The following is a 26,227-nucleotide window of genomic DNA, read 5'->3' on the forward strand; positions in this document are numbered from 1 at the left end:
AATTATCGAGGCTAGTAAAACAGTATTTCTGTATGTATGATTAGTTTGTTAAAAATGATCGTTATTAAACCGATATTAGATTTTCAAACAATTAAGAGACTCCTTTTTGAAAAAGGAGTCTCTTTTAATCTATTTTCTAATGATCATCACTTATATAAATAAAAGAGGATGATTTTTAATTCACATTATCATGTGTGACGAATAATATGTTTATTTAATGATGATGATATTTAGTACTGTGCCCAATAATACTAGAGCATGCTACAGCCTTAGCTTTAATATTACTATAACTGTGACCATAACATTTAGTGCTTCTAAGTAGAAATTTGTCACAGTCACTTCCAGCAAAATTCACCATAGCCTTTGGATTACTTTTGGCATAATGTACATTATCGCTTTGTGGACCATTAAACCTATTACAATGCACCCATTCTCCTTTTTTATATTTTTTTCCATAACCTGCTTCTTGAGTTACTGTGTGAGTCCCTTTATCCATATTATCTATAATTTGGTTTGCATTTATACCAAAAGTTGCGGTTTTTTCTCCATTATTACTAACAACAGTAGCTCTGTTTTCATTTTTACCATCACTTGATATGTTTAACTTATCATTCTTTATATTATCTACTTTAACAATACCATGGCTATTTATTTCATGCTTTTTTCCATTTATGTAAACATCGCCTTCTGATAAATTCACATCACGATAAGCACCTTTTTCTGTAATATTCCAGCCACTATTTTTATATTCTTGTACTACTTTTCGGGCATTTTTTTATAGGATATTCAATAAACTGCTTAGATTTTATATGTATTTCATTTTGCGTTTGTGCATTAGCCTTATTTTTAAGAGTATTTACTCCTACAGGTAAAAGTATTAAAAAAACTAATGCTAATTTCAATATTTTTTTCATTTAATTCATCCTTTTTTTATATTTTCTGGAGGTGTTAAAAATAAAAAGTACACAACTATAAATACTATTAAAAATAGTATTATGAAACCAATAAATTTAATAAAATTATTAGATTTTAAGAAACTAAATATTAATAAAGAAATTGATATAACCCCTAGTAATAATAAGATTATTGACATAGAATCTCTCCTTTTATGATATTATTAGCAAACCAAACGATACCACAACCAATATTAATTTAAACAATTATATAAAAAATAATAATTTTATATAATTGTTATTTAAAATTTTAGTGTAATATATTACGTAATGTAAAAATAAATATACAAAGTTCTCTATTTTAATGTGCTTTTTAAACATTCTTAAATAACCTTGGTATATGAGAATAATTTCACTTAATATTTGAAGTCGCTTGTTTAGTAACTAAATTTAATAAAAAGGCATAATAATTTCTAATAACGATTACTTATGTTAATACCTATGATTATTACTTTTAATTGTATCTAGAAAGTCAATGCTCTAACTACAAATTGAAGAAACTAGTTTATCAAGGTTTAATTCTATTTCATTCAATTTACAACCTACTTTAGGGGGAACTACTGGTTAGACAGTTCTTTCAATGATTTTGTCTTGCTCTAATTCTCGAAGTTTTCTTATTAACATACGCTGATTGATATAAGGTAGTGTATTTTGTAATTCACTTAATCTTAAACGATTACTTTTCTAAAATTAGTAGCTATGATTGCAGTACAAGATTTAGATGATTTAGACGCAGATTATATCGCTGTTCATACTGGTTATGACTTACAAGCTGAAGGTCAATCTCCTTTAGAAAGTTTACGTAAAGTTAAATCTGTAATTAGTAATTCTAAAGTAGCAGTCGCAGGTGGTATTAAACCAGATACAATTAAAGATATTGTTGCAGAAAATCCTGATTTAATTATTGTTGGTGGCGGCATTGCAAATGCTGATGACCCTGTAGAAGCTGCTAAACAATGTCGTGATATTGTAGATGCCCATACAAATGCATAATCAGTTACAATTAATATTAAATAAGATTAAACTAAACAGATAAAAATGCACATGTAGTTGGTGAAAAAATTAGAAAACATTTTATGTTTAAACTTCCTTTTTCTAGTGTATATAGTACTTAGGTTTTAAAATATAATTGAAAGGTAGGTTGTATTATGACTAAAAAAGTAGCAATCATTTTAGCAGATGAATTTGAAGATATAGAATTGACTAGTCCAAAAGAAGCATTAGAAAATGCTGGATTTGAGACTGAAGTTATTGGAGATACAGCAAAACATGAACTTGTTGGCAAACATGGGAAGAAAGTAACTGTAGATGTTAGCATTGCAGATGCGAAACCAGAAAATTATGATGCATTATTAATTCCTGGCGGATTCTCACCCGATCATTTACGTGGTGATGAAGAAGGTCGCTATGGTACATTTACTAAGTATTTTACTCAAAATGATGTGCCTACATTTGCGATTTGTCATGGTCCACTTCTACTAGTTGATACTGATGATTTAAAGGGTCGCACAATAACTGGCGTTATCAATGTACGTAAAGATTTATCTAATGCTGGTGCACACGTTGTTGATGAATCAGTTGTAATAGATGACAATATTGTAACGAGTCGTGTCCCAGATGACTTAGATGATTTCAATAGAGAAATTATTAAAAAGTTAAAAGCATAATTTTATAATATCAATCAGTATTTATTATCTAAGAGACTAACAGCAAAGTTTATAACTTTGCTGTTAGTCTCTTGTTGTTAGGTTTTTATAAAAATAAAATGAACTTAACTTCATTAAGATAACTTATAATCTACGATAAAATATTAGATATTCTACATACTGTTTTTGTAATGTAACCTATTTCGAAATTCTACTAATCTTTTAACTTCATCTATACTATTAATTGTTAAAAATTACAATGGAGAGCAATTTAATTTATGAATGATATTACCATTATAGGAGCTTCACAAAATAATTTGAAAAATATAAATATAACTATACCTAAACATTTAGTTACAGTATTTACAGGTCGTTCTGGTTCAGGTAAGTCATCACTGGTTTTCAGAACAATAGCTGCTGAATCTGAACAACTTTTAAATGAAAGTTATTCTAGCTACATTCAATTTCATTTAAATAAGCAGCCTAAACCAAAAGTAAAAGCAATTAAAAATCTTCCTGTTGCAATGACGATTAGTCAAAAAAGATTTAATGGTAATTCTCGCTCTACTGTAGGTACAGTATCTGATATATACGCCTCTGTTAGATTGTTATGGTCAAGGATAGGTGAGCCTTTTGTCGGTTATTCAGATGCCTTTTCATTTAACAGTCCCAATGGTATGTGTGAAACATGTGAAGGATTAGGTTACATTGAAGACATTAATTTAAATGAGCTCTTAGATTGGAACAAATCTTTAAATGAAGGTGCTATTAATTTTCCATCTTTTGGACCTGATAAAGAAAGAGGTAAAGCTTATCGTGATAGTGGTCTGTTTGATAATGATAAAAAATTAAAAGCATATACAAAAGAAGAATTAGATTTGTTTTTGTATCAGGAGCCAATAAAATTAAAAAAACCACCTGAAGAATGGCGGAAATCAGCAAAATATGTGGGACTTATACCTAGGTTTAGAAGAATATTCTTGGGAGATAAAGAATTTAACAAAAAACGTTATGCTAAACATCTTAAAAATGTTGTGGAAAATAAAATTTGTCCAACTTGTAACGGTCAACGTTTAAATTCGAAAATTTTGAGTTGTAAAATTATGTGGAAAAATATTTCAGATTTCACACAATTGACTGTAAAAGAAAATTTAGCATTTCTTAATAAATTAAATAATTCAACAGCCCAGTTTATTATTGAACCACTCCGAAAACAATTAGAAGCACTTGATTATATAGGATTAAGTTATTTAACTCTTGACCGTGTAACCACTTCTTTATCAGGTGGAGAAGCACAACGGCTTAAATTAATACGACATTTAAATAGTTCCTATCTGATTTGGTTTATATCATTGATGAACCAAGTGTTGGTTTACATCCAGAGGATATTGCAAAAATAAATGAAATTTTGAAATCTTTAAAACATAAAGGTAATACAGTATTAATTGTAGAACATGACCCTGATGTAATTAAAGAAGCAGATTATATTATTGATATGGGGCCAAGTTCAGGGGCGCAAGGTGGAGAGATAACGTTTAAGGGAACATACAAAGAATTATTGTCTTCAGATACATCTACTGGGGAAGCACTACGTATCAAACATCACTTAAAAAATGAGATACGTGAAGCAAAGAGTTTTTATCATCTGGGACCAGTGACCCAAAACAATTTGAATAATGTGACAGTTGATATACCCAAGCATGTTTTGACAGTATTAACTGGAGTAGCAGGTTCTGGGAAAAGTTCACTTGTTAAGGCAGGTTTTGCAAAAAATGATAATGCAGTATTTATGGATCAAAAAGCGATACAAGGTTCCGATCGGTCTAATTTACTAACTTATTTAGGTGTTTTTGATAGAGTCAGAAATTTTTTCAGCAAAGAAACTGGATTAAATAAATCTATGTTTAGTTATAATTCGAAAGGAGCTTGTCCCAATTGTGGTGGTAAAGGTTATATTGAAACAGAACTTGCATTTATGGGTGAATTTTCACAAACATGTGAAGTGTGCCACGGTAAACGTTATAAGCCAGAAGTGTTGAATGCAACTATAGATGGCTATTCCATTGCTGATTTCCTTGAATTGACTGTTGACGAAGGTATAAGATTTTTTGATAAAGAAAATGAAATTCAGTCTAAGTTACAAGCTATAAGTAAAACTGGATTAAATTACGTAACCCTTGGCCAACCTCTATCTACATTATCAGGTGGTGAAATTCAACGCGTTAAATTAGGCCAATATTTAAATGATGATGTTACAGATAGTATTTTTATATTTGATGAACCTACGACAGGTTTACATGAAGCTGATATTCCTATATTGATAAACTGTTTTAATGATCTTATTGAACAAAATAACACTGTTATTTTAATTGAACATAATTTATCAATTATGTGTGATGCTGATTGGATTATAGATGTAGGACCAGGTCCTGGTCTAGATGGAGGTAAAGTACAATTTAGTGGCTATCCTATAAACTTTGTTAAAGAGAATAAAACATTAACATCTAAGCATTTGAAACTTTATATAGCAAATGATTAAAATTGTTTCATATTTTCATAGAGCATTGGTTAGATTTAGAAATTTTGAAACTTAGCGATTCTGAAAATTATCACATGAAATTAATAAAGAAGTCTATATACTGGTTATAATCTGTATATAGACTTCTTTATATATTTATTATTATGGTTTTAGAATTACTTTAATATTATTATCTTTTTTCTGATCGAAAATATCATACGCTTGTTTTGCATCTTCTAAAGGCATTGTATGAGTTATAATTTCTGTTGGATCAAAAACCTCATTTTTAATCATTTCATATAATTTTGGCATTTGATGAATAACTGGCGCTTGTCCACTTTTTACTTGGACATCTCTATTGAAAATTAAATCTATTGGAAAATTGTCTGCAGGTGTACCGTAAATACCAGTTAATTGAATCGTTCCAAATTTTCTTACTGATTCAGCTGCTGTAATAATGGGACTAATATTACCTCGTTGCGCTGAATTTGAACTTATCTCTAAATCATCTTGAGCAACTTGGCCATCCATTCCAACACAATCTATAACGACATCTGCACCACCGCGTGTGCTTTCATGAAGTAATTTTCCTATATTATCTTCTCTAGAAAAATTATATACTTCAGCGCCATTGGATTTTTTGGCATGGGTTAATCTATGTTCTACATTGTCAATGGCAATAACACGTTCAGCGCCTTTTAATTTAGCAAATTTTTGTGCCATTAAACCGATTGGGCCACAACCGAGAACAATAACAGTATCTCCAGATTTTACGCCTGCATGTTCAACACTCCAATAAGCTGTTGGGACCACATCAGATAAAAATAATACTTGTTCGTCTTTCAAATCACTATCTGGAACTTTGAAAGAGGAGAAATCGGCAAATGGGACTCTCAAATACTCTGCTTGACCTCCCCAGTGGTTTCCGTGCATGCCACCAAAACCGAAGAGTCCACCATTATTCATTTTCCAACTTGCCGGTGATGGATTAGAATTATCACACTGAGACTCCATTTCATTATTACAATAGAAACAATCGCCACAACCTATGTTAAAAGGTATAACTACTCTATCTCCCTTTTTTAAGGTTTTAACCTCTTTTCCTACTTCTTCTACAATTCCCATTGGCTCATGTCCAATAACAAAATCAGGATCCATAAATAAATCACCTTGATGGTAAAGATGTAAATCAGAACCACATATACCTGAAGCTGTTATTTTTATAATTGCATCCGTTGATTCTTCTATTATTGGATCATGTACTTCACGCACTTCCATATTTTTATGACCTTGATAAGTAACTGCTTTCATTTGTACCATCCTCCTCTAAAGATTTTACCCTTGGTATTATAATGTAAACTCAGAGGAATAAATTGATTTATTACTCTTTTCAGAAAATTGTTAGTTCATATGTAGCAAAATGCCAAACATCGTATTTATTTAGCCAAAATTAATTAAAAAGTAATTATAGATAAGTTTAATACACGTAAGCAATATACTATACTAAAATTAAAGATTTACCTAAAAGTAACTATACAGTTTTGAACCATTTATAAGTAATTGCTGATTTTAAAGAAGAATTTGTGTGTTTTCTTAAACCGAAATAAAAATCTGAAAAGCGAAGGATTTTAATGTTTATTGCTTTTAAAAGCTGATAATTTAAATGCACATTATGTTATTGCTACTTTTTGGGAAATTAAGTTACTTACAAACTATGGCAAGATTCTCGAAAATATAAAGTACCTCATAAGAAAAGAGAGATAAAAAATGTATAGATCAAGATATATTCGTTAACGAGCATGTTTTGAAATGATTAAGACACTCTTTATAAAGAAGTATCTTTTTTATACTACTTTATAGCTTAAAAATTTTGAAAAATTTGTTTAATTTTCATACTTACTTTTTTTCGGTGTAGTTAAAGCTACGACAGCTATAATAATAAATAGTCCGCCTACTAGTTGATAGTATCCAAAGGATTCATTTAACCAAGTAATTGAAATGATGATGGCAACAAGAGGTTCTATACTGGATAAAATGCTTGTTTCAGATGGAGATAAATACTTTAAACTTCCAATATAAAGAAGAAAAGAAAGAGTTCCACTTATAATCACACCTAATAACATGATAGTTGTTGTGATTGTTAAGTCTTCAATAAAACTTTGAATACTAAAATTTAAATTTAATAAAAAGGAAAGTACACCTGCGATTAACATCCCCCACCCAACCACAAGAATGACGCCCCATTTCTTGATTAAAGAAACGGGTTGTATAGTATAAAATGTAAAACCTAACATTGTAAGAATTCCAAAGATAATACCCTGTTTGGTTAGAAGAATGTTTTGATACGAACCATTTGTGATTAAAAAATAGAGACCAATTAAAGCTATAACTATAGAAATAAATTGTCTGGCAGTTGGTAGCTGCTTGATTTGTATGGATACATAAATTGTAATAAGGATTGGAGCAAAAAACTGAAACAACATAGCCGTGACAGCATTGCTTACATTGATTGCCTCGATAAAAAAGTATTGAGCACCGAGCATACCAATAGCGCCAAATAATATAAGTTGAATTCTGTGACCCGGGTGCTTCCAAATTTCAAAGATTTGTTTTTTTGAAAAAGAAAGGTACAAGAGAAGAAAAATTCCAGCTAATAATAAGCGAAAAACAAGAAAATCTATGGATGAAATGCTGGAATGTTGGAAAAGCCACTGTATCATCGGTCCCGATAGGCCCCAAAGAGTTGCTCCGCTAATAATAATAATAAATCCTATATGTTGATTTTGTTGATTCATTTTAACCCTCCATTGTTGTTGTTTTTTTATTTCTATGATGTAAAAATTATACTCTTGAGGTATTATAGTGAATATCTGACTCTTTTATAAGTGCCAGTATTTTATTAGTAGAGGGGGCCAGAGTTAATGTTACAGTTAACACCGAATTTTGATATTCAAGGCAAAGATCCGATTTATATCCAGTTATATTCGTATATTAAACAAGAGATAAAGAAAAAAAGATTATTACCTGAAATGAAATTGCCTTCAAAACGAAAACTTTCTCAGCATCTTTGCGTTAGTCAAAATACTGTTGAATCTGCCTATGGGCAATTAGTTGCTGAAGGCTACTTAAAAGCACTTCCTAGAAAAGGATATTATGTTTGCGATATTGAAGAAGAGGATTTTAATATAAATTATCAAAACCCCCAGTATGTGGAAGAAAAATTAAATAAAAACGATGGTTATACCTATGATTTTGCATACACTGGTGTTGATCTAGAATCTTTTCCTTTTAACCTTTATAGAAAGTTGATAAATGAAATATTTCAAAGTGATAACAAACAAATATTACAGTTAGGCCATCCTCAAGGAGAGCTATATTTACGAAGAGCGATTGCGGATTATATTTACGAAGCAAGAGGAGTAAAATGTTATCCAAGTCAAATTGTTATCGGATCTGGCACACAAACTTTAATGAAGATACTTTTTCTATTATTACCAAGGAGCAAATTTGCTGTTGAAGACCCTGGCTATCATAGGAAAGTGATGTTGTTTGAAAAAGAAGCAAATCAAGTAGAATTGGTTCCAATCGATTCAGAAGGTATGCTTGTTTCCCATTTAAGTAAATCTGATGCAGATGTAGCGATTGTGACGCCGTCCCATCAGTTTCCTAGTGGTATGATTATGCCGGTTTCAAAACGCTTACAAATATTGAAATGGGCAAAAGAGCAAAAAGACCGTTATATTATTGAAGATGATTATGATAGTGAATTTCGATATAGTGGTAAACCAGTACCTGCGCTTCAAGGGTTAGATACCGGAGAAAATGTGATTTATATGGGTACTTTCTCCAAATTACTATTACCTTCTCTGCGTATTAGTTATATGGTTTTACCAATTTCTCTAATCAAGATTTATCAAGAAGACTTTTTCTTTTATGCTCAAACAGTCTCTCGCATAGACCAAAATATCTTAAAAGAATTTTTAAATAGAGGACATTGGGAAAAACATATTCAAAAAATGAAAGTGGTTTATCGAAAAAAAAGAGATGTTTTAATTACAGCTATTTCAAAATATTTCCCAGAAAGTGTTGAAGTTATAGGCCAAGACTCTGGTTTGCATTTAACCCTACGTTTAAATAATGGTATGACGGAACAAGAGGCTATTGATCAAGCAGCAAAATTTGGTATAAAAGTAAATTCTGTTTCTGAATACGGGGAAAATGATGGCCAAACCGTCCTCCTTGGCTTTGCAGTACTATCCATAGAACAAATAAAAGCAGCAGTTAAACTGCTTGAAAAAGCATGGTTTGAAAAAAATACAAGTAATCATTATTAAGATTTTCTTTTTCAATAATGACTCTAAAGGTAAGTATATACAAAGTATTGTATATAAGAATGATGCTAAAAGAGACTTTTGTTACTCATACTGTGATATCAACAATAGTTTCGATAGCAAAGTTAGTATTTATACTAATATTCCATTATTTTTAATATTAATTTTATTATAAAGATTAACTTAAAGCGAAGTATAATTATACTTCGCCTTTTTAAATATATAATCTAATGACCCTATATACACTATTAATATCAGAAAAAATATTTTGTATGTTTAGAGCGTACTTATATGTCTCTGAGTCGTTCTCTATTTATATCGATCTACTAGTCCATATAAAAACATATCAATATTCCTGAAAGAGATTATATAAAGTTCGGTTCAATTTTTCTTCTTTTAAAAAAATTAACTAATTTTCATTGTTAATTAATTTCAAATATTCATCTCCCCATTCACAAATACCATAGACCACATTGTCGAGAGACAAACCAACACTAGTTAATCGATATTCAACTTTTGGAGGGACTACTGGATATATAGTTCTTTTTATTATCATATCCTTTTCAAGCTCTCTTAATTGTCTAATTAACATTCTTTGATTAATATCTGGTAATTTTTTTTCTAATTCACTCAACCTAAGTACTTTTGATTGTAATAAATGATAAATAATAGGGATTTTCCACCTACCACCAATTACTGATAAAGCTAAATCTTTAGAAGTGTAAAATAATTTATTATTGTATTCTATTAACAATTTCTTCTCCTCAGTGACATATTTGTCAGTATTGTATTATCGAAGTTATTATACCATAATGAATACATAATATATAGGAGGTAATAACATATGGAATTACAACTAGCAATTGATTTATTGAATAAAGAGGAAGCGACAAAACTTGCGAATAAAGTTAAAGATTATGTTGATATCGTAGAAATCGGTACACCAATCGTTATTAATGAAGGTTTACCAGCGGTTCAACATTTAAACGATAATATAGAAGGCGTAAAAGTGCTTGCAGATTTAAAAATTATGGATGCTGCAGACTACGAAGTAAGCCAAGCAGTTAAATTTGGTGCAGACGTAGTAACAATTTTAGGTGTTGCTGAAGATGCATCAATTAAAGCAGCAGTTGAAGAAGCACATAAAAGTGGTAAAGAACTGTTAGTAGATATGATTGCAGTCCAAGATTTAGAAAAACGTGCTAAAGAATTAGACGATTTAGGCGCAGACTATATCGCTGTGCATACTGGTTATGACTTACAAGCTGAAGGTCAATCTCCTTTAGAAAGTTTACGTAAAGTTAAATCAGTTATTTCTAATTCTAAAGTAGCTGTTATTGGTGGTATTAAACCAGATACAATTAAAGAAGTTGTAGCAGAAGAACCAGACTTGGTTGTAGTTGGTGGCGGTATTGCTAACGCAGACGATCCAGTTGAAGCTGCTAAACAATGTAGAGATGCGATTGAAGGCAGATAATATGACTGAAATTACAAATTATCGCTTAATATTAGATGAATTAGACCATACACTATCACACGTTAAAGATAGTGAAGCAAAAACGTTTTTAACACAAGTGGTTGAAGCGAATCAAATATTTGTTGCAGGAAAAGGTCGCTCTGGCTTTGTAGCAAATAGTTTTGCAATGCGTTTAAATCAATTAGGTAAATACGCGCATGTTGTGGGTGAGTCCACTACACCTTCCATTACCGAAAAAGATTTGTTTGTTATCCTTTCTGGCTCAGGTTCGACAGAGCATTTAAGATTATTAGCAGATAAAGCTAAAGCTGTAGGTGCAGAAGTTGTATTATTGTCAACAAATCCAACGTCAAAGATTGGTGAACTTGCAAATGCAGTGATTGAATTACCGGCGGGAACGAAATATGATGCTGAAGGTTCAGCACAACCTCTAGGTAGCTTATTTGAACAAGCATCACAAGTGTTTTTAGATAGTATTGTTTTAGATTTAATGACTGAGATAAACGTTGATGAAGAAACAATGCAGCAAAATCATGCTAATCTGGAATAAAACCTACAAAAGATAATTCACTTTAATACTCCACATTTATTTGTGGAGTATTTTTAATTTAAAGAAACGCTTTAAGATATTTCCTAGTAGTTATAAAAATTAATTAGTATTGAATATCACTACTACATTTTTGAAAAGTGATGTAGATTTATAGCCATAATTTTTAGATTTACATTGACGATACTGCATCAAAAGAAAAAGTCAATCTACTTTTTCTAGGTTGACTTTTATTTTTATATCTGAAGGCACACTTACACACCTAAAAAACGTCGTGCTAAAAACAAATTTACATATGGTAATCCAATATCCTTATTATACATTTTAACAGTTGGTTTAAAGGAAACTTTAAAAATATATAATTTTTAACCTATTCAATTACATTTGTTTCTTAAAACGCATATATGAGCCAAAATAGAAAAGAGTTGCAGGAAAGATAAAAGATTGCTTAAGAATCAGCAAGTTTTGGCGTTACAGAGTAATAAAAAAGATTCAAAAATCAATTAGAGGAAGAGAGGCTGCTTAATTATTCCTTTGTTACACCTACTAATGATAGATAAAAAGTGGATGTGTAAGAAGCATCATATACTACAGACGCTGTAAATATTAATCAACATCAGGAAGAAAAAAGGGTGAATAAACACAACTGAAAAAGGCTTTTGGAGTCGTTTGTTAGTAACTAATTGTAATTAAAAAGGTGCGACAAGCTCATAAACTTGTCGTACCTTTTTATGTGAATCGTACTTCTGATACTCATCAATTTAATTTTAAATTTAAGTTCATTTATCAATAAAATTGGGTATTATTTATTAAGAGACGTAAAACTCTTGCCACACTTATATCAAATTAATTTAATTGTAATGAGCAATTTAGCTTATTATGAAAAAGATGAGCTGAGGCAAGCATGTGCCTGCTCATTTTAAAATTGGAGGCTAAATTTACGAAAAAATTCTATTAACAGGTGCTTCAGCATATATAGAAAATAAGTCTAATGAACAAAATGTTACATGGAAATCTTCAGATTTATTTGATTTAAATGAGATAACAGAAGTAATGAAAAACGTAGATATCGCTATATATCTTGTTCATTCGATCATACCTTCAGCTAAGTTAACACAAGCAAGTTTTGAAGATATAGATGAAATATTAGCAGATAATTTTGCTAAAGCATCAAGGTTTTAATAAAGTTAAACATATCATATTTATGAGTGACCTAATTCCAAATACGAATGAATTACCACCATGTTTAAGAAGTCGCTTAGAGTGTAAAGACATTTTAGGAGCATATGGTGTGCCAGTAACTACGTTGAGAGCTGGACTAATTATAAGTGCTAAGGGAAGTTCTTATCCAATACTAAAAAATTGGTATCCAATGCTCGTTTTTATATAGTTAATATGAAATTTATATTCGTAGATTGTTGAATATAAATTGTTTTATGCTATGTTTAATTTCCTACTACTATTTCCTAAAAAAGAAAAGGAGCTAAATATGATTAATATTATATCAGCGATAGGATCGCTTGGAACATTTATTATGGCGTTATTTTATTTTGTATCAGTATCAGTTCAACTTTACCAAATGAAAATAAGTTTTATTCCTGCATTAGGATTTAATCAGATTTTATTAATTAGAGATAAAGACCAAAAATTAATTTTAAAAAACACCACTTCCAATGTGGAAGAAAATGAAGATTATTTGAAATTATATAATTTAGGAGGCGGTGCAGCAAAAAAAATCACCATTGAAGTTTTATTAGGTGAAGATAAAGTTATTCAAAAAAAGTATGTTAATATGTTACCTAGTAAAGAAGGTTATATGTTACCTATAAATAAGACAGTATTTGATGAATTAGAAGATACTATAAAAAATAACGGTTACGAATCCAATATGAATATTAAGTTATCCTATTATCATAATGTGAGTAGAAAAAAACAAGAAATATTTTTAAAAGGGCATATAGATGCATTCAATAACTACGAAGATAAGAACATTTATGAATTACAGTTTATTTAAAGTAATAAAATGAATGAAAAATAAGATAGTTAATAGTAAGGCCTTTCTTTAACAAAATGCTTTTTAATCATAAAATATGATAATGATTCTTATAATAATCGTATTTTTTATATCATCTCATTAGTTGATACTTTGCTTGTTCAGTTAACACTAACAAAGAAAAATAGAGTTCAGCTTGTTTTAAATATTGATTATGAGTTAATTATTTTATAAGAATACTAATCTACATTTTCATGATTAATTCATAAAATAACTAAAACGAAATATACAAAAGTACATTAAAGTTTTTCATAAAAAATAACTAGCCTAGAATTTGATACACTCCTCTAAAAGTAGACACTTTAAATATAAAAAGTGAATTACATTAGAGGAGTGTATTTTTATGTCTATAATTAAAATTCTAGTTAGAAAAATCGTTCGATTTTGACACAAAACCTCTTAACTTAATATTAAGAGGTTTTTCTTGGATATTTAAGTCTATAAACTTGTACTACAATCTATGCATCATAAATATCAAAACTCATGAGATTTAGGCGATAAGAGACGCGTTTATTTGCATCGAGAATTATATTTCGCTAATAAGTGTGCAAATGGCTAAAATTGGCTATGCACGTGTATCAACACAAGATCAAAGTCTTAATGGACAGATTGATACACTTGAGGAATATGGTTGTGAACGTATCTTTAGCGAGAAAGCAAGTGGTCGTAAAACAAAAAGAACGGAACTTGATAAGTGTTTGGATTGTTTACGAGAAGGAGATATTCTAGTTATCTATAAACTAGATCGTCTTGGCCGAACAACAAAGCAATTAATTGAGTTATCTCAATGGTTAGATGATAATAGTATTGATTTACATATTATAGATATGAACGTATCAACCAAGGACGCGATGGGCAAAATGTTCTTTACAATGATGAGTGCATTCTCTGAACTTGAAGCTAACTTGTTAAGTGAACGAACTAAAAAAGGTCTAGAAGCAGCGCGAGCAAGAGGACGAAAAGGTGGAAGACCTTCATTACCTGACCACAAAAAAAGAGAGATTAAATTTTTATACGATGAAAAAAACTTACCGGTGAAGAAATTGCTCAAGAGACTGGTGTAAGTCGTTCTACTGTGTATAGAATAATTAAAAACTAGTGTGATAATACCATATATAAATAGGAGAAGTTAATATGAAATACACAGAAATTTTCACTAGTTCCTTACCCTTACTTGCTACTTTGGTTACTATTATCGGTGGACTTGTAGCTACATCAAAGGCTGTTCTTAAATTTACCAAAAGTGAAGATATGACTATTAAAAAAGTTAAAATATTTTTCAGTTCACTTATTCTTTTCTTTTTCACAAATTTATTAGTTTTAATAATACTTTTTACAATTTATATAACTGTATCCTCATCTACTAATAATGAGTCAACGGTAAATAATACTTTAACTATTTCAACAATAATTATATTTTTAATTGGGTTAATTTCTTTAATGATTAAGATAAATGTTAAGAACAAGTATTTATTGACTATAAATTCAAATAGAAAGCACATGGATGATGATTACGAGAAGAACCATTCTACAAAAACATCAAATTTATTATCGATAGAGACAGCTAGTTTAAATGGAGATAATAAACAAATAAAATCAAAACTACTCGAGATCAATAACACTTTTAAAAATGAAGTTTCTTATAAATTAAATACAATCTATAACGTATTAGTTTTTATAAGCTTTTTCTGCTTACCTTCTGTAAATCTTTTATTTTTTCTAATTTCTTTATATAATAGTAACAATAAAATTGACTTACCTAGTATTATTACTACAGTTATATTAGTAGTATTTAACATTGTGCTAATATATAGAGATACAGGAATATCCAAAGGTATATTCTCAATTACTGACTCTATAGTAAAAGGTCATATTAAACGTTATCAAAAAGAATTATCTAAGAAAGGTATTATATTATAATTTTGCATTCCTCTCCACTATGATGTTATAATGCACTTAACAAGGAATCCAACATGGATACACCAATCCCCTCACTATTTGCGGTAGTGAGGGGATTTTTGTAGGTGTGGCTATTGTCGCCTATTTGTCTTTGCGATTACGCAGCCAATGCGTAAATAACGCAATAATACAACCACTGATGACTGTGGTCGTGATATGAACAAGGATTTCCAACATGAATAACACCTCCCCCTACGTCAAATTGACGCCTGAGAGATAGGCGACTTCATTATTATATCATCTGTAAATACATAAACATATGCGCTTCCGATAAGTTAAATGATGTTAATATGTCATAATTTTAGTATTTATTTAATAATATCAATTAACTCTTTCTTAGCTGCTGCTCGGGCTGGAATCCAACCAAAAACAATTCCTATCAACATAGAAACACCTACCGCAATGACGACAGAACTGATACTAACAACACTCTTAATGTAGTCTGGCGTGATCGCATCAACTAGACTGGCGATTAAAATACCTAGAATCAATCCAATAAGACCACCGAGGACACACAGGACAACACTTTCTACTAAAAATTGTAGCTCGATATCTCTACTTTTCGCACCAAATGCGCGGCGAATCGCTATTTCCTCCGTACGTTCAGTAACTGAGATGTACATTACATTCATAACACCAATACCTGCAATAAATAACGAAATGCCTGCTACTGCTGCCACAAAGTAAGTAATACCATCAAAGACTTTGTTAATTCCTTTCATCATCTCTTCAGTGTCATTATAACTATAGCTACCGTCAGGCATACCCGAACCATTTTTATTCAATTTATCCGCAACTTTGTTAGCTACTTCTTTTTTATTCGCATTATCGGCAATGATTAATTGTAATGACGGAAAATCTTGCTGTAAATTGCCCATATATTGATTAAATGTTTGAGACGGCATGCTAACAGCTTTAGGGTTCATCATATCATTCACGATACCTACAACTTCAAAGCCTTGGCCATCAATATACAACGTCTTACCTATCGCATCTTTATTAAAGACATCTTTGGCAATTTTATCATCAACCGTTACGACCTTTTTGCGTAATTCATTATCTTCTGAATCGAAGCCTTTTCCTTCTTCAGGACGCGTTACTTCGTCCTTTTTCAAAATACTGATGTCGCCTTTTTTCTGTGGATTTGTCATTTTTGCTGAATAACCTTGATCTTCAGTTTCTTTAATTTTGGCATCTGATACGCCATCAATTTGTTTAACAATACCTATATCTTGCTGACTGAATGGGTTATTTTTCGCACTTTCTCCACTGCTTGTCATAAAGCTAATAAGTGCGGAGTTTTTACCAGCGCCTGAATCTGAAAATTCATCTGCCGCAGTCTTTTTAAATCCATTACCTAATGACATAATCGTTATAACTGCTGCAATACCAATAATAATACCAATCATAGTAAAGATATTACGGCGTTTGTTTTTTAAAATAGATTTGAACGAGATGGCGATAATATTCGATAAATTCTTCATTCTACCACCTCTTCCCGCTGAACGCGTCCATCTAAAATGTGAATAATACGGTCGGCTTTATCGGCAACTTTACGATCGTGTGTGACCATGATCATCGTCGTATTAGACTCTTTATTTAACTTCATAAATAATTCCATAATATCCTTCGAAGTCTTCGAATCTAACGCTCCCGTTGGTTCATCGGCAATAATAAATTTAGGTTGATTAACAATAGCGCGTGCAATCGCCACACGTTGTTGTTGCCCACCTGATAATTTATTAGGGACAAGACTTTCTTTATCGTACAAGCCCACATCATGCAAAGTGTCGACTACTCTTTGTTTGCGCGCTTGAGATCCTAAACCAGCATACACCAAAGGAATACTTACATTCTCTAAAATGGTATTATTTTGAATCAGTTTAAAGTTTTGGAATACGAACCCTACGGTCTTATTTCTAATATCTGAGAGTTGATTATCTGAAGTTTTTTTATAATTTTCTCCATTAAAAAGGTAATCTCCTTCATATCCACGGTCAATAAACCCTAGTATATTGATTAATGTACTCTTACCAGAACCTGAGGGACCCATAATCGCAATGAATTCACCTTCGTTAATGTTGATATTAATGTCTTTCAAAATATGGTTCTCTTCATCCCCATTTTTGAAGTGTCGATTGATATCTACAAGTTCTATCATGATGACACCTCAACTTTGTCTCCATCATTTAATGTGTTTTTAGGGTTTTTGAGGACTTTGTCACCTTTGTTCAGTCCTTCTTTAACGAATATTTCTCCGTTTACTTTATCGATTTTAATATTACGTTTTTCAACTTTATTATCCTTATTAACGACAAATACGTTATTATCTTTCGTTAATACTGTTTTAGGTAATTTAATAGAGTCTAATGGGACTTTTACTTCCATAGAATAACCTGCACGTACTGGAATATCTATATCACTAATAATCACTGTATATTTAGAGGACTCTGAATCATTACCGCCACTTGGCGCTGATTGAACTGGGTTGGATGACTTCATTGTAGCACTTTCTTCATCACCACTTCCTCCGGCACTCGCACCACCTGCAGCACCAGATTCACTCAACTGATCTTCATAGCTTTTAGGTAATTCTGCGATTTTTTTAATTGTGCCATTTCCTGTTTTACCGTTACTTGTGATTTTAACGTCTACCTTGTCGCCTTCTTTGATTTTTTCTAAATCAAATTCGGACACCGTTGTTTTAATTTGTGGTTCATTTGAAACCAATTGTAATATTGTTTGCCCATCTGATACATTTTCCTTATTTTTGATATCTACTTTACCATCAAATGCTGCATAGACACTGTCATTGATTTGCTTATCATGTTGATTCAACTGTTGTTGTGCTTCGTTTAATGCACTTTGATCTTGTGTCAGTTTCTTCTGTAAATCACTATTGTTGGGCGCTTGATTAATATTTTTATAATCTTCATTAACAGCGCCCTGTGCTTCGTCTACTTTATTTACTAATTGTTGGCGTTTATTATTGTTAACGTCATAGTTAATGAGTGAGTGACCTTGCTTCACTGATTGACCATCATCAACTTGTGTACTTACAAATGTGCCTAACTGGCTATTGTTGTTATATGTTTTTACTGATTGAGGCGATGCTTTCCCCTCTAAATTAAGTGGACTTTCTTGCTCCACTTTATATGTATCGTAACCGTCTTTATCCTTTTCATCGCTATTCACTTGTTTTAATACTAAAGCAATGGCTAACAATACTATAACTGCGACAATCCCTATAAGCCACATCCATTTTTTCTTCAATTAACAAACACTCCTTGTATATATTCTCACAGTAAGAATATCACAGCCACACAATTAAAAACATAAAGCATTTCATAATTAATAAATCAATATCATTTTGAATTTATATATATAACGATATTGACACTTGAATTATTTTTATTTTTCACTGAATCTACTACATCTTTCGTTTATGTTACACCCAAGTGTAAACACTCATTTCAAACATATCATCTCTTAATGCTTTATTTATAATTGTAAATTAATATTTCATATGTATATTAAAATGTAAAAATCAACAAAAATATTTCTAAATTTTCAGAATCTAACAAATTATTTTTAATTATTTTATGGTAAATTTAATTTATTTAGCATTTATATAAGGGGGAGGTTATTTGAGTTACTTCAATAAAGCACGCAATCATGCGCCAAAACCTAAGAAAAAATTTAAAATGCCACACATCTATGTCATTTTATTTATTTTTGGTGTAATCGCTACGCTTGCTACTTATATTGTTCCATCAGGTGAATTTAAGAGAATTAAGGGCCCTGAAGGCAGAGAAATGGTGGATGCTGATTCATTTCACTACATTACTTCTGCACCAGTAGGCATTGTAGACTTTATATCGATTATTCCTAGAGGACTCATTGAAGCTGGGGAAATTGTATTCTTTACATTAATTATTGGTGGCATGTTCATGGTACTTAGAAGAACGGGTATCATTGAAATTGCTGTTGATAACTTAGCGCGTCGGTTTATTTATAAAAGTATATTTATTATTCCGGTATTAACTACAGTATTTGCTATTGTAGCTACTTTAATTGGTACCGCAGAATTATCGCTAGTTTATATTCCTGTCATCATTCCACTCATCATCGCTTTAGGATATGATTCTATAACTGCCACAGCGATTGCTCTTTGTGGAACAGTTGTGGGCTTTACAGTAGGTGTACTTAACCCTATCAATACGGGATTAGCACAAAAGCTTTCTGGTATCCCTGTATTCTCAGGTATCGGTTTAAGAATCGTCTTATTTATTGTAGTGTTAGCAGCCACAATTATTTTCATTATGCGTTATGCTAGAAAAGTTCAAAAACAACCTACTTTAAGCTCCGTATATGAGGACGACTCAGAAAAAAGAGAGCTGTATCAACACATTACAGAACATGCACCATCTAAAGCTACAACAAGACAAAAGTGGGGCATCGCTGTTATCTTTGCCTTCTTTATTATCCTGGTATACGGCGTCACTACCCAAGGTTGGTTCATGGTAGAAATGGCTGGTTTATTTATATTCATGGGCGTCATCGTCGGTTACGTTTCTGGTCTATCCATGCAAACGATTTGCGAAGCATTCAATGATGGCTTTAAGGATGTACTCATGGGTGCAATCATCGTTGGCCTTGCACGTTCCATTGCTGTAGTTCTTGAAGACGGCAAGATTATGGACACCATCGTTCATGGACTTGGTTCAGTTATTGATGGTACTACACCAACCATTGCAGTCATCGGCATGTATGCAGTACAGATGTTGATCAACTTCATCATCTCTTCTGGTAGTGGTCAAGCATTGGTTACAATGCCTATTATGGCTCCTTTATCTGACATGCTTGGCATCACTAGACAAACCGCTGTCTTAGCTTTCCAGCTTGGAGATGGCTTCACACACATATTTTATCCTACGAGTGGTTATTTTATGGCAGCATTAGCCATAGGTGGCGTTTCTTATACTAAATGGATCCGCTTCTTCTTCCCGCTCTTTATAATATGGGCAATTATTTCTATTATTACATTAATCATTGCACAACTTAGTGGATGGTCTTAAATAGCTTTTTATAATATAGTACTATCTTAAAAATATAATACTCAAGACTAAGTCAGAAATTACATATACTATGATACTTATCGCAAAACAGTATGCCTAAAATAACGACATGCATAGAAGATAGACGCGATGCTTAACAATCTATATGTCTTTTTGTGACAGTGTTTAATTTTAAGGGAGCAAGAGATAAACTTATGATGAGTTTCTCCTGTTCCCTTCACTATTGTAGGAGTTAAATCACACTACATTAAAGATTTTTACACCATGAGCTACTTCATTGGTAATCAATGATTACCAAAATCAATTTCAAAGCCTAAATCTTCTATCATTTTATAATCTAATTTATTCGGCTGACCACCTGTAATAAGATAATCTCCCACGAATATTGAATTTGCAGCTTTTAAAGCTAGTGGTTGTAGCGAGCGTAAATTAACCTCTCTACCTCCTGCAATTCTAATTTCTTTAGATGGATTTATAATTCTAAATAGCGCTATAATCCGTAAACATTTCATTGGTGTTAACTCATCCATGTCTCCAAACTTTGTTCCTTTAATAGGATGTAGAAAATTTATAGGAATACTATCCGCATCTATTTCTTTCAATGCAAATGCCATATCTATGATGTCTTGATTAGATTCCCCCATACCACAAATCACTCCAGAACATGGCGAGATATGATTTTCCTTCATGATTTCTATCGTATCCGTTCTATTTTTGTATGTATGTGTAGTTACAACTTCCTCATGATAATTTTCACTCGTATTAATATTATGATTATATCTATCCACGCCAGCTTGTTTTAGTTTTTTAGCTTGTTCATCATTTGTTAACCCTAAACACGCACATATCTTAAGTTGAGGATGTTTTGCCTTAATTTCTTCTACTGATTTACTTATATGATCTATTTCTTTGTTACTAGGTCCTCTACCACTCATTACAATGCAGTAGGTACCTATGTCATGTTCATGTGCCACTTCAGCCCCTTTAAGAATTTGCTCTTCTGGAACTAATGCGTACCTTTGTTTTTGCTTCATATCTCTAGATTGCCCACAATAGCCACAATTTTCTGGGCATATACCACTTTTTGCATTTAAAATCATGTTCAATTTCACTTTTTTTCCATAATAGTGCTTTCTCAAAATATAAGCTTCATTTAACAAATCTAATGTATCCACACTCGCGTCTTCATATACATCCAGTAACATTTCTTTAGTTAACTGCTTTCCTTGTAAAATACTTTGAGCTAATTTCATATATACATCCCCTTTTAAAATATGAATTAAATATTATTTTTAAATTTCTACTTAATTCATCATAAAACTAATTAATACTAAATGTAAACCTTTTAAAAATTTTAGTTTACATTACACCCACATTAATTCCATATACTTCATAACCCTCTCTATTTACTAAGGTAAAAGGACAAGCTTTTTACACTAAATATTTGAATGTTTTATATTGCTGAATGATAATTATAGTAATTTACATATTATTACGCAGGAGGTAACCATGAGTTTAGCTGAAACTTTATTTACGACGGGAGAATTCTCTGAATTATGTAGTGTGAAAAAGCAGACACTTTTCCATTATGATGAAATTGGTATTTTAAAGCCTCAATATAGGAATGACAAAGGTTATCGATTTTACACTTTAAAACAATTAGAAATATTCAGTGTGATTGATATATTGAAGGGGCTTGGTTTATCGCTTACTGAAATAAAGGAATTTTTAGATATTCGATCACTACCTAAAACAATTAATTTGTTAGCCGACAAAGAACAAGAAATAGATTTGAAAATCCAACAATTAAAACAACAAAAGCTAACCGTACAAAATAAAAAGCGTTATTTATATGAGTCTTACAAAGCGGACTTTTCTTCTATAGCTATTGTAACGTTACCAACACAATACTATTTGTTAAGTGATACTATCGGCGACGTAACACTTAAATCTTCATCGCATAAACTCATGATGTTTATCAATTTTATAAAGCATAATCACCTAGACTCTGGTTATCCTATTGGTGTCATCATTGCTAAAAATAATATTCAAAACGATAAATACACTGTGTTTAATCATTTTTATATTCAAGTAGAACAAAATATTAAGCAGTCACATTTTACTAGAGACAAAGGGCAATACGTGATTGCCTACCATGAAGGCCCTGATGAAACGTTATACAAAACACATAAAAAAATTAAAGATTATCTAATAAACACTGGACATAAAATGATTGGTGATAGCTTTGAAGAATATGTTGTTGATGAAATCAGTACTAATGGGCCCGATAAATATGTCACAAAAATTTCTATAGCAGTCGAAAAAATTTAATACTTTCTGCTTTGTATAAAAACTTACAAAACCATGCTTGACTATCTGGTTACCGTATAGTTTATATTTTTATATATGGAAAGTAGGTGACCGTTATGAATATAAAAAAATGGATAATCTTATGTTTGGTTTCTAGTGCATTATTTTTAATCGTGATTGATATGACAGTTTTATATACTGCCCTGCCGTTGCTAACACATGATTTAGAAGCAACAGCTACACAAAAATTATGGATTGTTAATGCCTATGCTTTAGTAGTTGCAGGATTACTACCCGGTCTTGGTACATTGGGAGATTATGTAGGCTATAAGAAGATGTTTTTACTTGGTTTGGCTATTTTTGGTGGCGCTTCATTACTAGCAGCAAGTGCTACGACGCCAACTGTATTAATATTGGCTAGAGTGTTATTAGCTATAGGCGCTGCTACAATGATGCCTTCAACACTATCAATCATAAAATTAACATTCAAAGATTACCAAGAACGTGCATTAGCACTTGGTATTTGGTCTGCAATTACCGCAGCTGGTGCGGGTTTAGGTCCTGTAATAAGTGGTCTATTATTAGAGAAATTTTCATGGCCATCTGTATTTATTATCAATATACCTGTTGTGATTATCGTCTTAATTATTTCTTATATTTTAATACCTCAATACCCTACAAACAAAGATGGTACTTGGGATTTTATAAGCTCATTCCAAATCATGGTAGGACTGATTACAGTAGTATTTGCAATCAAAGAATTAGCTAAGCCAGATCATAATTCAGCAGTATTATTCGGTGCTTTCGCTATTGGACTCATTGCTATATGGATGTTCATTAGAAGACAAAATAGATTAAAATTTCCATTAATCAATTTAGCTATCTTTAAAAACCCATACTTTACGGGGGGGACGATTGTTGCTATTACAACTTCCTTTATATTGATGGGATTTGAATATATTCTTTCTCAAAGGCTACAACTTGTTTTAGGCTTAACACCATTAAATGCTGGGTTAACAATAATGATGATGGCCTTAGCCTCACTGGTAGGCGCAATTTTAATTGGAATTATATTAACTAAATTTGGCACATTAAAACTACAATGGGTAACCTTACTACTGGCCTTTATCGGCATATCAGCATTTTATTGGGTTTTACATGCACATTTAGCCATGCAAATTGTTACTTTAATCATCATTGGTCTTGGTTTAGGTGGCGCAATGACGCTAGCATCTAACGCTATTATGTCAAATGCGGATGATAAGCATTCTGGTATGGCCGCTTCTATTGAAGAAGTGTCGTTTGAATTTGGTGGATCATTAGGCATCGCTATTTTAGGTGGATTATTCTCTGTTTTCTACAGTTTATTCTTTAATTTTAATAGTAATTCTATTGATTTATCTAAGGCAAAAGGCAGTTTAGATGAGACATTGATTCAAGCAGAACAACTTCCTTTATCTATCAGTAATGAACTTATCGAGGCTGGCAAAGCAGCATATGACGATGCCTTTTCACTCATTATTATTATAAGTATTTTGTCGCTAGCATTCACCATTATCTTATTAATATGGATGGACTTAAAACATAAGCGACTACCTGAATAAATAAGCGTATAAAAAGCAGATGAAACGTTCAATCTATGAACACTTCATCTGCTTTGTTCTTGTTGTTATATCATTGTTAAACATAATCCTAGTTATCAAACTAACTACAACCGCATAGAAATTATCTATACTTTAAATCTTACGATAACCATTCTGGTTTACTAGATCCTCTAGGAATTAACGTAGTATGGTAATGGCCAGGTGTTTCTGACATTGTCACTTGATCAGTCACACCGATATAATGTCCGAGTGGTGTCTCAGCTTCAAATTGGTCAGGAGCGACAATTGCATGCGTATCTGTCGTATTAAAAACATCATTTACATATGCTTTTTCAAAAATACCTAATGACATTAAATAGAGAGAAACACGACTCAAATTAACCTGAACTCTATAACTGCCGCCTTCTTTCGCTCTTCTTTCTAACGCTTTAATTGCTCCTGTTTCTAACAACCATGATATGACATAGTCATTCACAACCACGATTGGTGGTAACTTAGGTTGGTCTTCTGTACCCTCTAATGCCATAACACCTGTAGCGCTTCCGGCAGTTTGATCGAAACCATTTCTATCTGACCATGGTCCTTGATCACCATAACAACTAACAGAACAATGAATAATCCCGGGTCTTTTTTCGGCAAGTTCATAAGGTGTTAAATGTCTCTCTTGCATGAAACCATATCTTTTATTCATGAAAAAGATATCTGCTGATTTTAATAGGTCATCAAATTTTTGTTGATGTTCAGTTGAATGATCGATATCTAAATAGGTTGATCTCATGCCGATATGTGAAGTTAATAATAACGTTTCCTCTTCTAGCTCAGAAGGTCTCCAAACATTTAACACATCTGTGCCATGTAAAGCTAAGCCTCTTCCTAAACCAGCCCCAGCAATTACATGTCCCATGCCTAACGCACGGATGCCATCCAATGGTTGTTGAGGGTTTTCACTGAAACTCTCGGGTTCTGACTCACCAATTTTCTCTATCGTAACAAGTGGTTCTTTAGCGATATATTCAAACTGTTCTTCTTGCATAAATTCCGGCAATGTTCTTACCATAGGCATGACGACACCTTTTTCTGCAGCAGCTTCTTCCAAATCTTTGGCGTCCCACTGTTTAATCGCATGAGCGACAGACTGTTTGTTTGGTAATGCTTTGATGAGTTCAAGCGTATGTCTATGTGAACTTGGATAAGGATTTAATGGCATCACCCATCGATTATCTTTTGTTTGATAAAAACTAAATCGTGTTGGATTATTTGGAAAATATTGCTGTTTAGCAGGAAAGCCATTTAATGTTTCCCATTTTCTTTCATAAAAAGGAGATAAACGTTTCAATGCCTTTCTTATATCTACATAAATATCTTGTCCGTTACCTCCCCTGTTTTGCCATAAGGAAGCAAGCGCAACGGATTTGGCGGCTAAGCCTATACCTGCTAATGAAGCAATTCTTAGTGTACTAGGTTGTATTGGATCCTTACCATAGAATGTAACTTCCCCACCAGCATCCGCAGTTGAATAGCCAATATCATTCAATAATTTCTCTAACTCAGAATTAATATCAAAATCATCGTCTTTATTTATACGATGCCGATAATTGTGTAGCAACACTGTTTTTAAATCTTCATTTAGCATTTCTTTTCCTTCTTTCTCAATAGCTTTATTTCATTATAGTTATTTCGTTATACTCATTAAAGTAAGCGAAAGTTCAAAAATATACACTTTATTTATAATTGTTTATTTTTAAGGAGTG

At 31.7% G+C, this 26,227-nt stretch carries 20 protein-coding genes and 6 pseudogenes; 14 read left to right on the forward strand and 12 right to left on the reverse strand.

All coding sequences use genetic code 11. The features are described 5' to 3' along the window. Positions 1–214: 214 nt before the first annotated feature. From D9V42_RS07835 to D9V42_RS07840, 3 genes and pseudogenes are all read right to left on the reverse strand, one after another. The gene (locus D9V42_RS07835; RefSeq protein WP_122064289.1) at positions 215–700 is read right to left on the reverse strand and encodes a hypothetical protein; all 486 of its coding nucleotides are present in this window, start codon (positions 698–700) and stop codon (positions 215–217) included. Positions 701–743: 43 nt separating this feature from the next. Then, the gene (locus tag D9V42_RS15120) at positions 744–914 is read right to left on the reverse strand and encodes a hypothetical protein (RefSeq protein WP_158262738.1); all 171 of its coding nucleotides are present in this window, start codon (positions 912–914) and stop codon (positions 744–746) included. A gap of 519 nt (positions 915–1,433) precedes the next feature. After that, positions 1,434–1,625: pseudogene (locus D9V42_RS07840) on the reverse strand (winged helix-turn-helix transcriptional regulator); the annotation flags it as partial. Between the two features lie 18 nt (positions 1,626–1,643). On the opposite strand from D9V42_RS07840, the pseudogene D9V42_RS07845 reads away from it, so the two are divergent. From D9V42_RS07845 to D9V42_RS07855, 3 genes and pseudogenes are all read left to right on the forward strand, one after another. Then, positions 1,644–1,946 (forward strand): annotated as a pseudogene (locus D9V42_RS07845) (orotidine 5'-phosphate decarboxylase / HUMPS family protein); the annotation flags it as partial. A gap of 155 nt (positions 1,947–2,101) precedes the next feature. Continuing rightward, positions 2,102–2,620, forward strand: coding sequence for a type 1 glutamine amidotransferase domain-containing protein (locus D9V42_RS07850; protein ID WP_122064291.1), 519 nt, complete (start codon positions 2,102–2,104; stop codon positions 2,618–2,620). Positions 2,621–2,877: 257 nt separating this feature from the next. After that, positions 2,878–5,138: pseudogene (locus D9V42_RS07855) on the forward strand (ATP-binding cassette domain-containing protein). Between the two features lie 141 nt (positions 5,139–5,279). On the opposite strand, the gene D9V42_RS07860 reads toward D9V42_RS07855, so the two are convergent. Continuing rightward, the gene (locus tag D9V42_RS07860; protein WP_122064293.1) at positions 5,280–6,428 is read right to left on the reverse strand and encodes an alcohol dehydrogenase catalytic domain-containing protein; all 1,149 of its coding nucleotides are present in this window, start codon (positions 6,426–6,428) and stop codon (positions 5,280–5,282) included. Positions 6,429–7,000: 572 nt separating this feature from the next. Continuing rightward, entirely contained in the window at positions 7,001–7,912 is a 912-nt protein-coding gene (locus tag D9V42_RS07865) for a DMT family transporter (RefSeq protein ID WP_122064295.1), read from the reverse strand. A gap of 126 nt (positions 7,913–8,038) precedes the next feature. Between D9V42_RS07865 and pdxR the strand changes: the two genes are divergently transcribed. Continuing rightward, complete coding sequence (gene pdxR, locus D9V42_RS07870; protein ID WP_122064297.1) at positions 8,039–9,451, forward strand: MocR-like pyridoxine biosynthesis transcription factor PdxR; 1,413 nt, start codon at positions 8,039–8,041, stop codon at positions 9,449–9,451. A gap of 406 nt (positions 9,452–9,857) precedes the next feature. On the opposite strand, the gene D9V42_RS07875 is transcribed toward pdxR, so the two are convergent. Beyond that, positions 9,858–10,202, reverse strand: a complete 345-nt coding sequence (locus tag D9V42_RS07875) for a winged helix-turn-helix transcriptional regulator (protein WP_065339085.1) — start codon at positions 10,200–10,202, stop codon at positions 9,858–9,860. Positions 10,203–10,292: 90 nt separating this feature from the next. Here D9V42_RS07875 and hxlA point away from each other — a divergent pair, with 90 nt between their 5' ends. The 7 genes and pseudogenes from hxlA (at position 10,293) to D9V42_RS07910 (ending at position 15,445) form a co-directional block, all read left to right on the forward strand. Further along, a complete protein-coding gene (hxlA, locus tag D9V42_RS07880) occupies positions 10,293–10,925 on the forward strand; it encodes a 3-hexulose-6-phosphate synthase (RefSeq protein ID WP_107556046.1) in 633 nt (210 codons plus the stop codon). 1 nt (position 10,926) lies between these two features. Then, positions 10,927–11,475 carry a 6-phospho-3-hexuloisomerase gene (gene hxlB / locus D9V42_RS07885; RefSeq protein ID WP_122064299.1) on the forward strand — a complete coding sequence of 183 codons (549 nt, stop codon included), beginning with the start codon at positions 10,927–10,929 and terminating at the stop codon, positions 11,473–11,475. Between the two features lie 438 nt (positions 11,476–11,913). Then, positions 11,914–12,029 (forward strand): annotated as a pseudogene (locus D9V42_RS15695) (DUF536 domain-containing protein); the annotation flags it as partial. 379 nt (positions 12,030–12,408) lie between these two features. Continuing rightward, positions 12,409–12,832: pseudogene (locus D9V42_RS07895) on the forward strand (Rossmann-fold NAD(P)-binding domain-containing protein); the annotation flags it as partial. A 129-nt stretch (positions 12,833–12,961) separates the two neighbouring features. Next, a complete protein-coding gene (locus D9V42_RS07900; protein WP_031867996.1) occupies positions 12,962–13,486 on the forward strand; it encodes a hypothetical protein in 525 nt (174 codons plus the stop codon). Positions 13,487–14,076: 590 nt separating this feature from the next. Continuing rightward, a pseudogene (locus D9V42_RS07905) lies at positions 14,077–14,624 on the forward strand (recombinase family protein). A gap of 35 nt (positions 14,625–14,659) precedes the next feature. Beyond that, positions 14,660–15,445, forward strand: a complete 786-nt coding sequence (locus D9V42_RS07910) for a hypothetical protein (RefSeq protein ID WP_122064301.1) — start codon at positions 14,660–14,662, stop codon at positions 15,443–15,445. 120 nt (positions 15,446–15,565) lie between these two features. Here the strand turns inward: D9V42_RS07910 and D9V42_RS07915 are convergent, their stop codons facing one another. The 4 genes from D9V42_RS07915 to D9V42_RS07930 all read right to left on the reverse strand — a co-directional run bounded on the left by D9V42_RS07915 (position 15,566) and on the right by D9V42_RS07930 (position 18,757). Continuing rightward, on the reverse strand, positions 15,566–15,661 hold the full coding sequence (locus tag D9V42_RS07915) for a type I toxin-antitoxin system Fst family toxin (RefSeq protein ID WP_011276848.1): 96 nt from the start codon (positions 15,659–15,661) through the stop codon (positions 15,566–15,568). Between the two features lie 131 nt (positions 15,662–15,792). Continuing rightward, positions 15,793–16,968, reverse strand: a complete 1,176-nt coding sequence (locus tag D9V42_RS07920; RefSeq protein ID WP_122064303.1) for an ABC transporter permease — start codon at positions 16,966–16,968, stop codon at positions 15,793–15,795. Continuing rightward, positions 16,965–17,645, reverse strand: coding sequence for an ABC transporter ATP-binding protein (locus tag D9V42_RS07925; RefSeq protein WP_107556316.1), 681 nt, complete (start codon positions 17,643–17,645; stop codon positions 16,965–16,967). The genes D9V42_RS07920 and D9V42_RS07925 overlap by 4 nt, the downstream gene beginning before the upstream one ends. Next, positions 17,642–18,757: an efflux RND transporter periplasmic adaptor subunit gene (locus D9V42_RS07930; RefSeq protein WP_122064305.1), complete on the reverse strand. Its 1,116-nt coding sequence runs from the start codon at positions 18,755–18,757 to the stop codon at positions 17,642–17,644. The genes D9V42_RS07925 and D9V42_RS07930 overlap by 4 nt, the downstream gene beginning before the upstream one ends. 374 nt (positions 18,758–19,131) lie before the next feature. Between D9V42_RS07930 and D9V42_RS07935 the strand changes: the two genes are divergently transcribed. After that, positions 19,132–20,562: a YfcC family protein gene (locus D9V42_RS07935; RefSeq protein ID WP_122064307.1), complete on the forward strand. Its 1,431-nt coding sequence runs from the start codon at positions 19,132–19,134 to the stop codon at positions 20,560–20,562. 284 nt (positions 20,563–20,846) lie between these two features. Here the strand turns inward: D9V42_RS07935 and bioB are convergent, their stop codons facing one another. After that, complete coding sequence (bioB, locus tag D9V42_RS07940) at positions 20,847–21,815, reverse strand: biotin synthase BioB (RefSeq protein ID WP_122064309.1); 969 nt, start codon at positions 21,813–21,815, stop codon at positions 20,847–20,849. Between the two features lie 256 nt (positions 21,816–22,071). Between bioB and D9V42_RS07945 the strand changes: the two genes are divergently transcribed. Both D9V42_RS07945 and D9V42_RS07950 read left to right on the forward strand, forming a co-directional pair. Continuing rightward, on the forward strand, positions 22,072–22,893 hold the full coding sequence (locus tag D9V42_RS07945; RefSeq protein ID WP_122064311.1) for a MerR family transcriptional regulator: 822 nt from the start codon (positions 22,072–22,074) through the stop codon (positions 22,891–22,893). A gap of 95 nt (positions 22,894–22,988) precedes the next feature. After that, a complete protein-coding gene (locus D9V42_RS07950; protein WP_122064313.1) occupies positions 22,989–24,476 on the forward strand; it encodes an MFS transporter in 1,488 nt (495 codons plus the stop codon). Between the two features lie 139 nt (positions 24,477–24,615). Here the strand turns inward: D9V42_RS07950 and D9V42_RS07955 are convergent, their stop codons facing one another. Further along, entirely contained in the window at positions 24,616–26,109 is a 1,494-nt protein-coding gene (locus D9V42_RS07955; protein WP_122064315.1) for a CoA transferase, read from the reverse strand. Positions 26,110–26,227: the final 118 nt, after the last annotated feature.

It is taken from the genome of Staphylococcus pseudoxylosus (assembly GCF_003697915.1).
GTDB classification, from domain to species: domain Bacteria; phylum Bacillota; class Bacilli; order Staphylococcales; family Staphylococcaceae; genus Staphylococcus; species Staphylococcus pseudoxylosus.

Bases quoted from the DNA above. Each gene is read 5' to 3' on its own strand.
- D9V42_RS15120 (WP_158262738.1), bottom strand. From the start codon at position 914: ATGAAAAAAATATTGAAATTAGCATTAGTTTTTTTAATACTTTTACCT.
- D9V42_RS07850 (WP_122064291.1), top strand. From the start codon at position 2,102: ATGACTAAAAAAGTAGCAATCATTTTAGCAGATGAATTTGAAGATATA.
- D9V42_RS07860 (WP_122064293.1), bottom strand. From the start codon at position 6,428: ATGAAAGCAGTTACTTATCAAGGTCATAAAAATATGGAAGTGCGTGAA.
- D9V42_RS07865 (WP_122064295.1), bottom strand. From the start codon at position 7,912: ATGAATCAACAAAATCAACATATAGGATTTATTATTATTATTAGCGGA.
- pdxR (WP_122064297.1), top strand. From the start codon at position 8,039: ATGTTACAGTTAACACCGAATTTTGATATTCAAGGCAAAGATCCGATT.
- hxlA (WP_107556046.1), top strand. From the start codon at position 10,293: ATGGAATTACAACTAGCAATTGATTTATTGAATAAAGAGGAAGCGACA.
- hxlB (WP_122064299.1), top strand. From the start codon at position 10,927: ATGACTGAAATTACAAATTATCGCTTAATATTAGATGAATTAGACCAT.
- D9V42_RS07900 (WP_031867996.1), top strand. From the start codon at position 12,962: ATGATTAATATTATATCAGCGATAGGATCGCTTGGAACATTTATTATG.
- D9V42_RS07910 (WP_122064301.1), top strand. From the start codon at position 14,660: ATGAAATACACAGAAATTTTCACTAGTTCCTTACCCTTACTTGCTACT.
- D9V42_RS07915 (WP_011276848.1), bottom strand. From the start codon at position 15,661: ATGTTGGAAATCCTTGTTCATATCACGACCACAGTCATCAGTGGTTGT.
- D9V42_RS07920 (WP_122064303.1), bottom strand. From the start codon at position 16,968: ATGAAGAATTTATCGAATATTATCGCCATCTCGTTCAAATCTATTTTA.
- D9V42_RS07925 (WP_107556316.1), bottom strand. From the start codon at position 17,645: ATGATAGAACTTGTAGATATCAATCGACACTTCAAAAATGGGGATGAA.
- bioB (WP_122064309.1), bottom strand. From the start codon at position 21,815: ATGAAATTAGCTCAAAGTATTTTACAAGGAAAGCAGTTAACTAAAGAA.
- D9V42_RS07945 (WP_122064311.1), top strand. From the start codon at position 22,072: ATGAGTTTAGCTGAAACTTTATTTACGACGGGAGAATTCTCTGAATTA.
- D9V42_RS07950 (WP_122064313.1), top strand. From the start codon at position 22,989: ATGAATATAAAAAAATGGATAATCTTATGTTTGGTTTCTAGTGCATTA.
- D9V42_RS07955 (WP_122064315.1), bottom strand. From the start codon at position 26,109: ATGCTAAATGAAGATTTAAAAACAGTGTTGCTACACAATTATCGGCAT.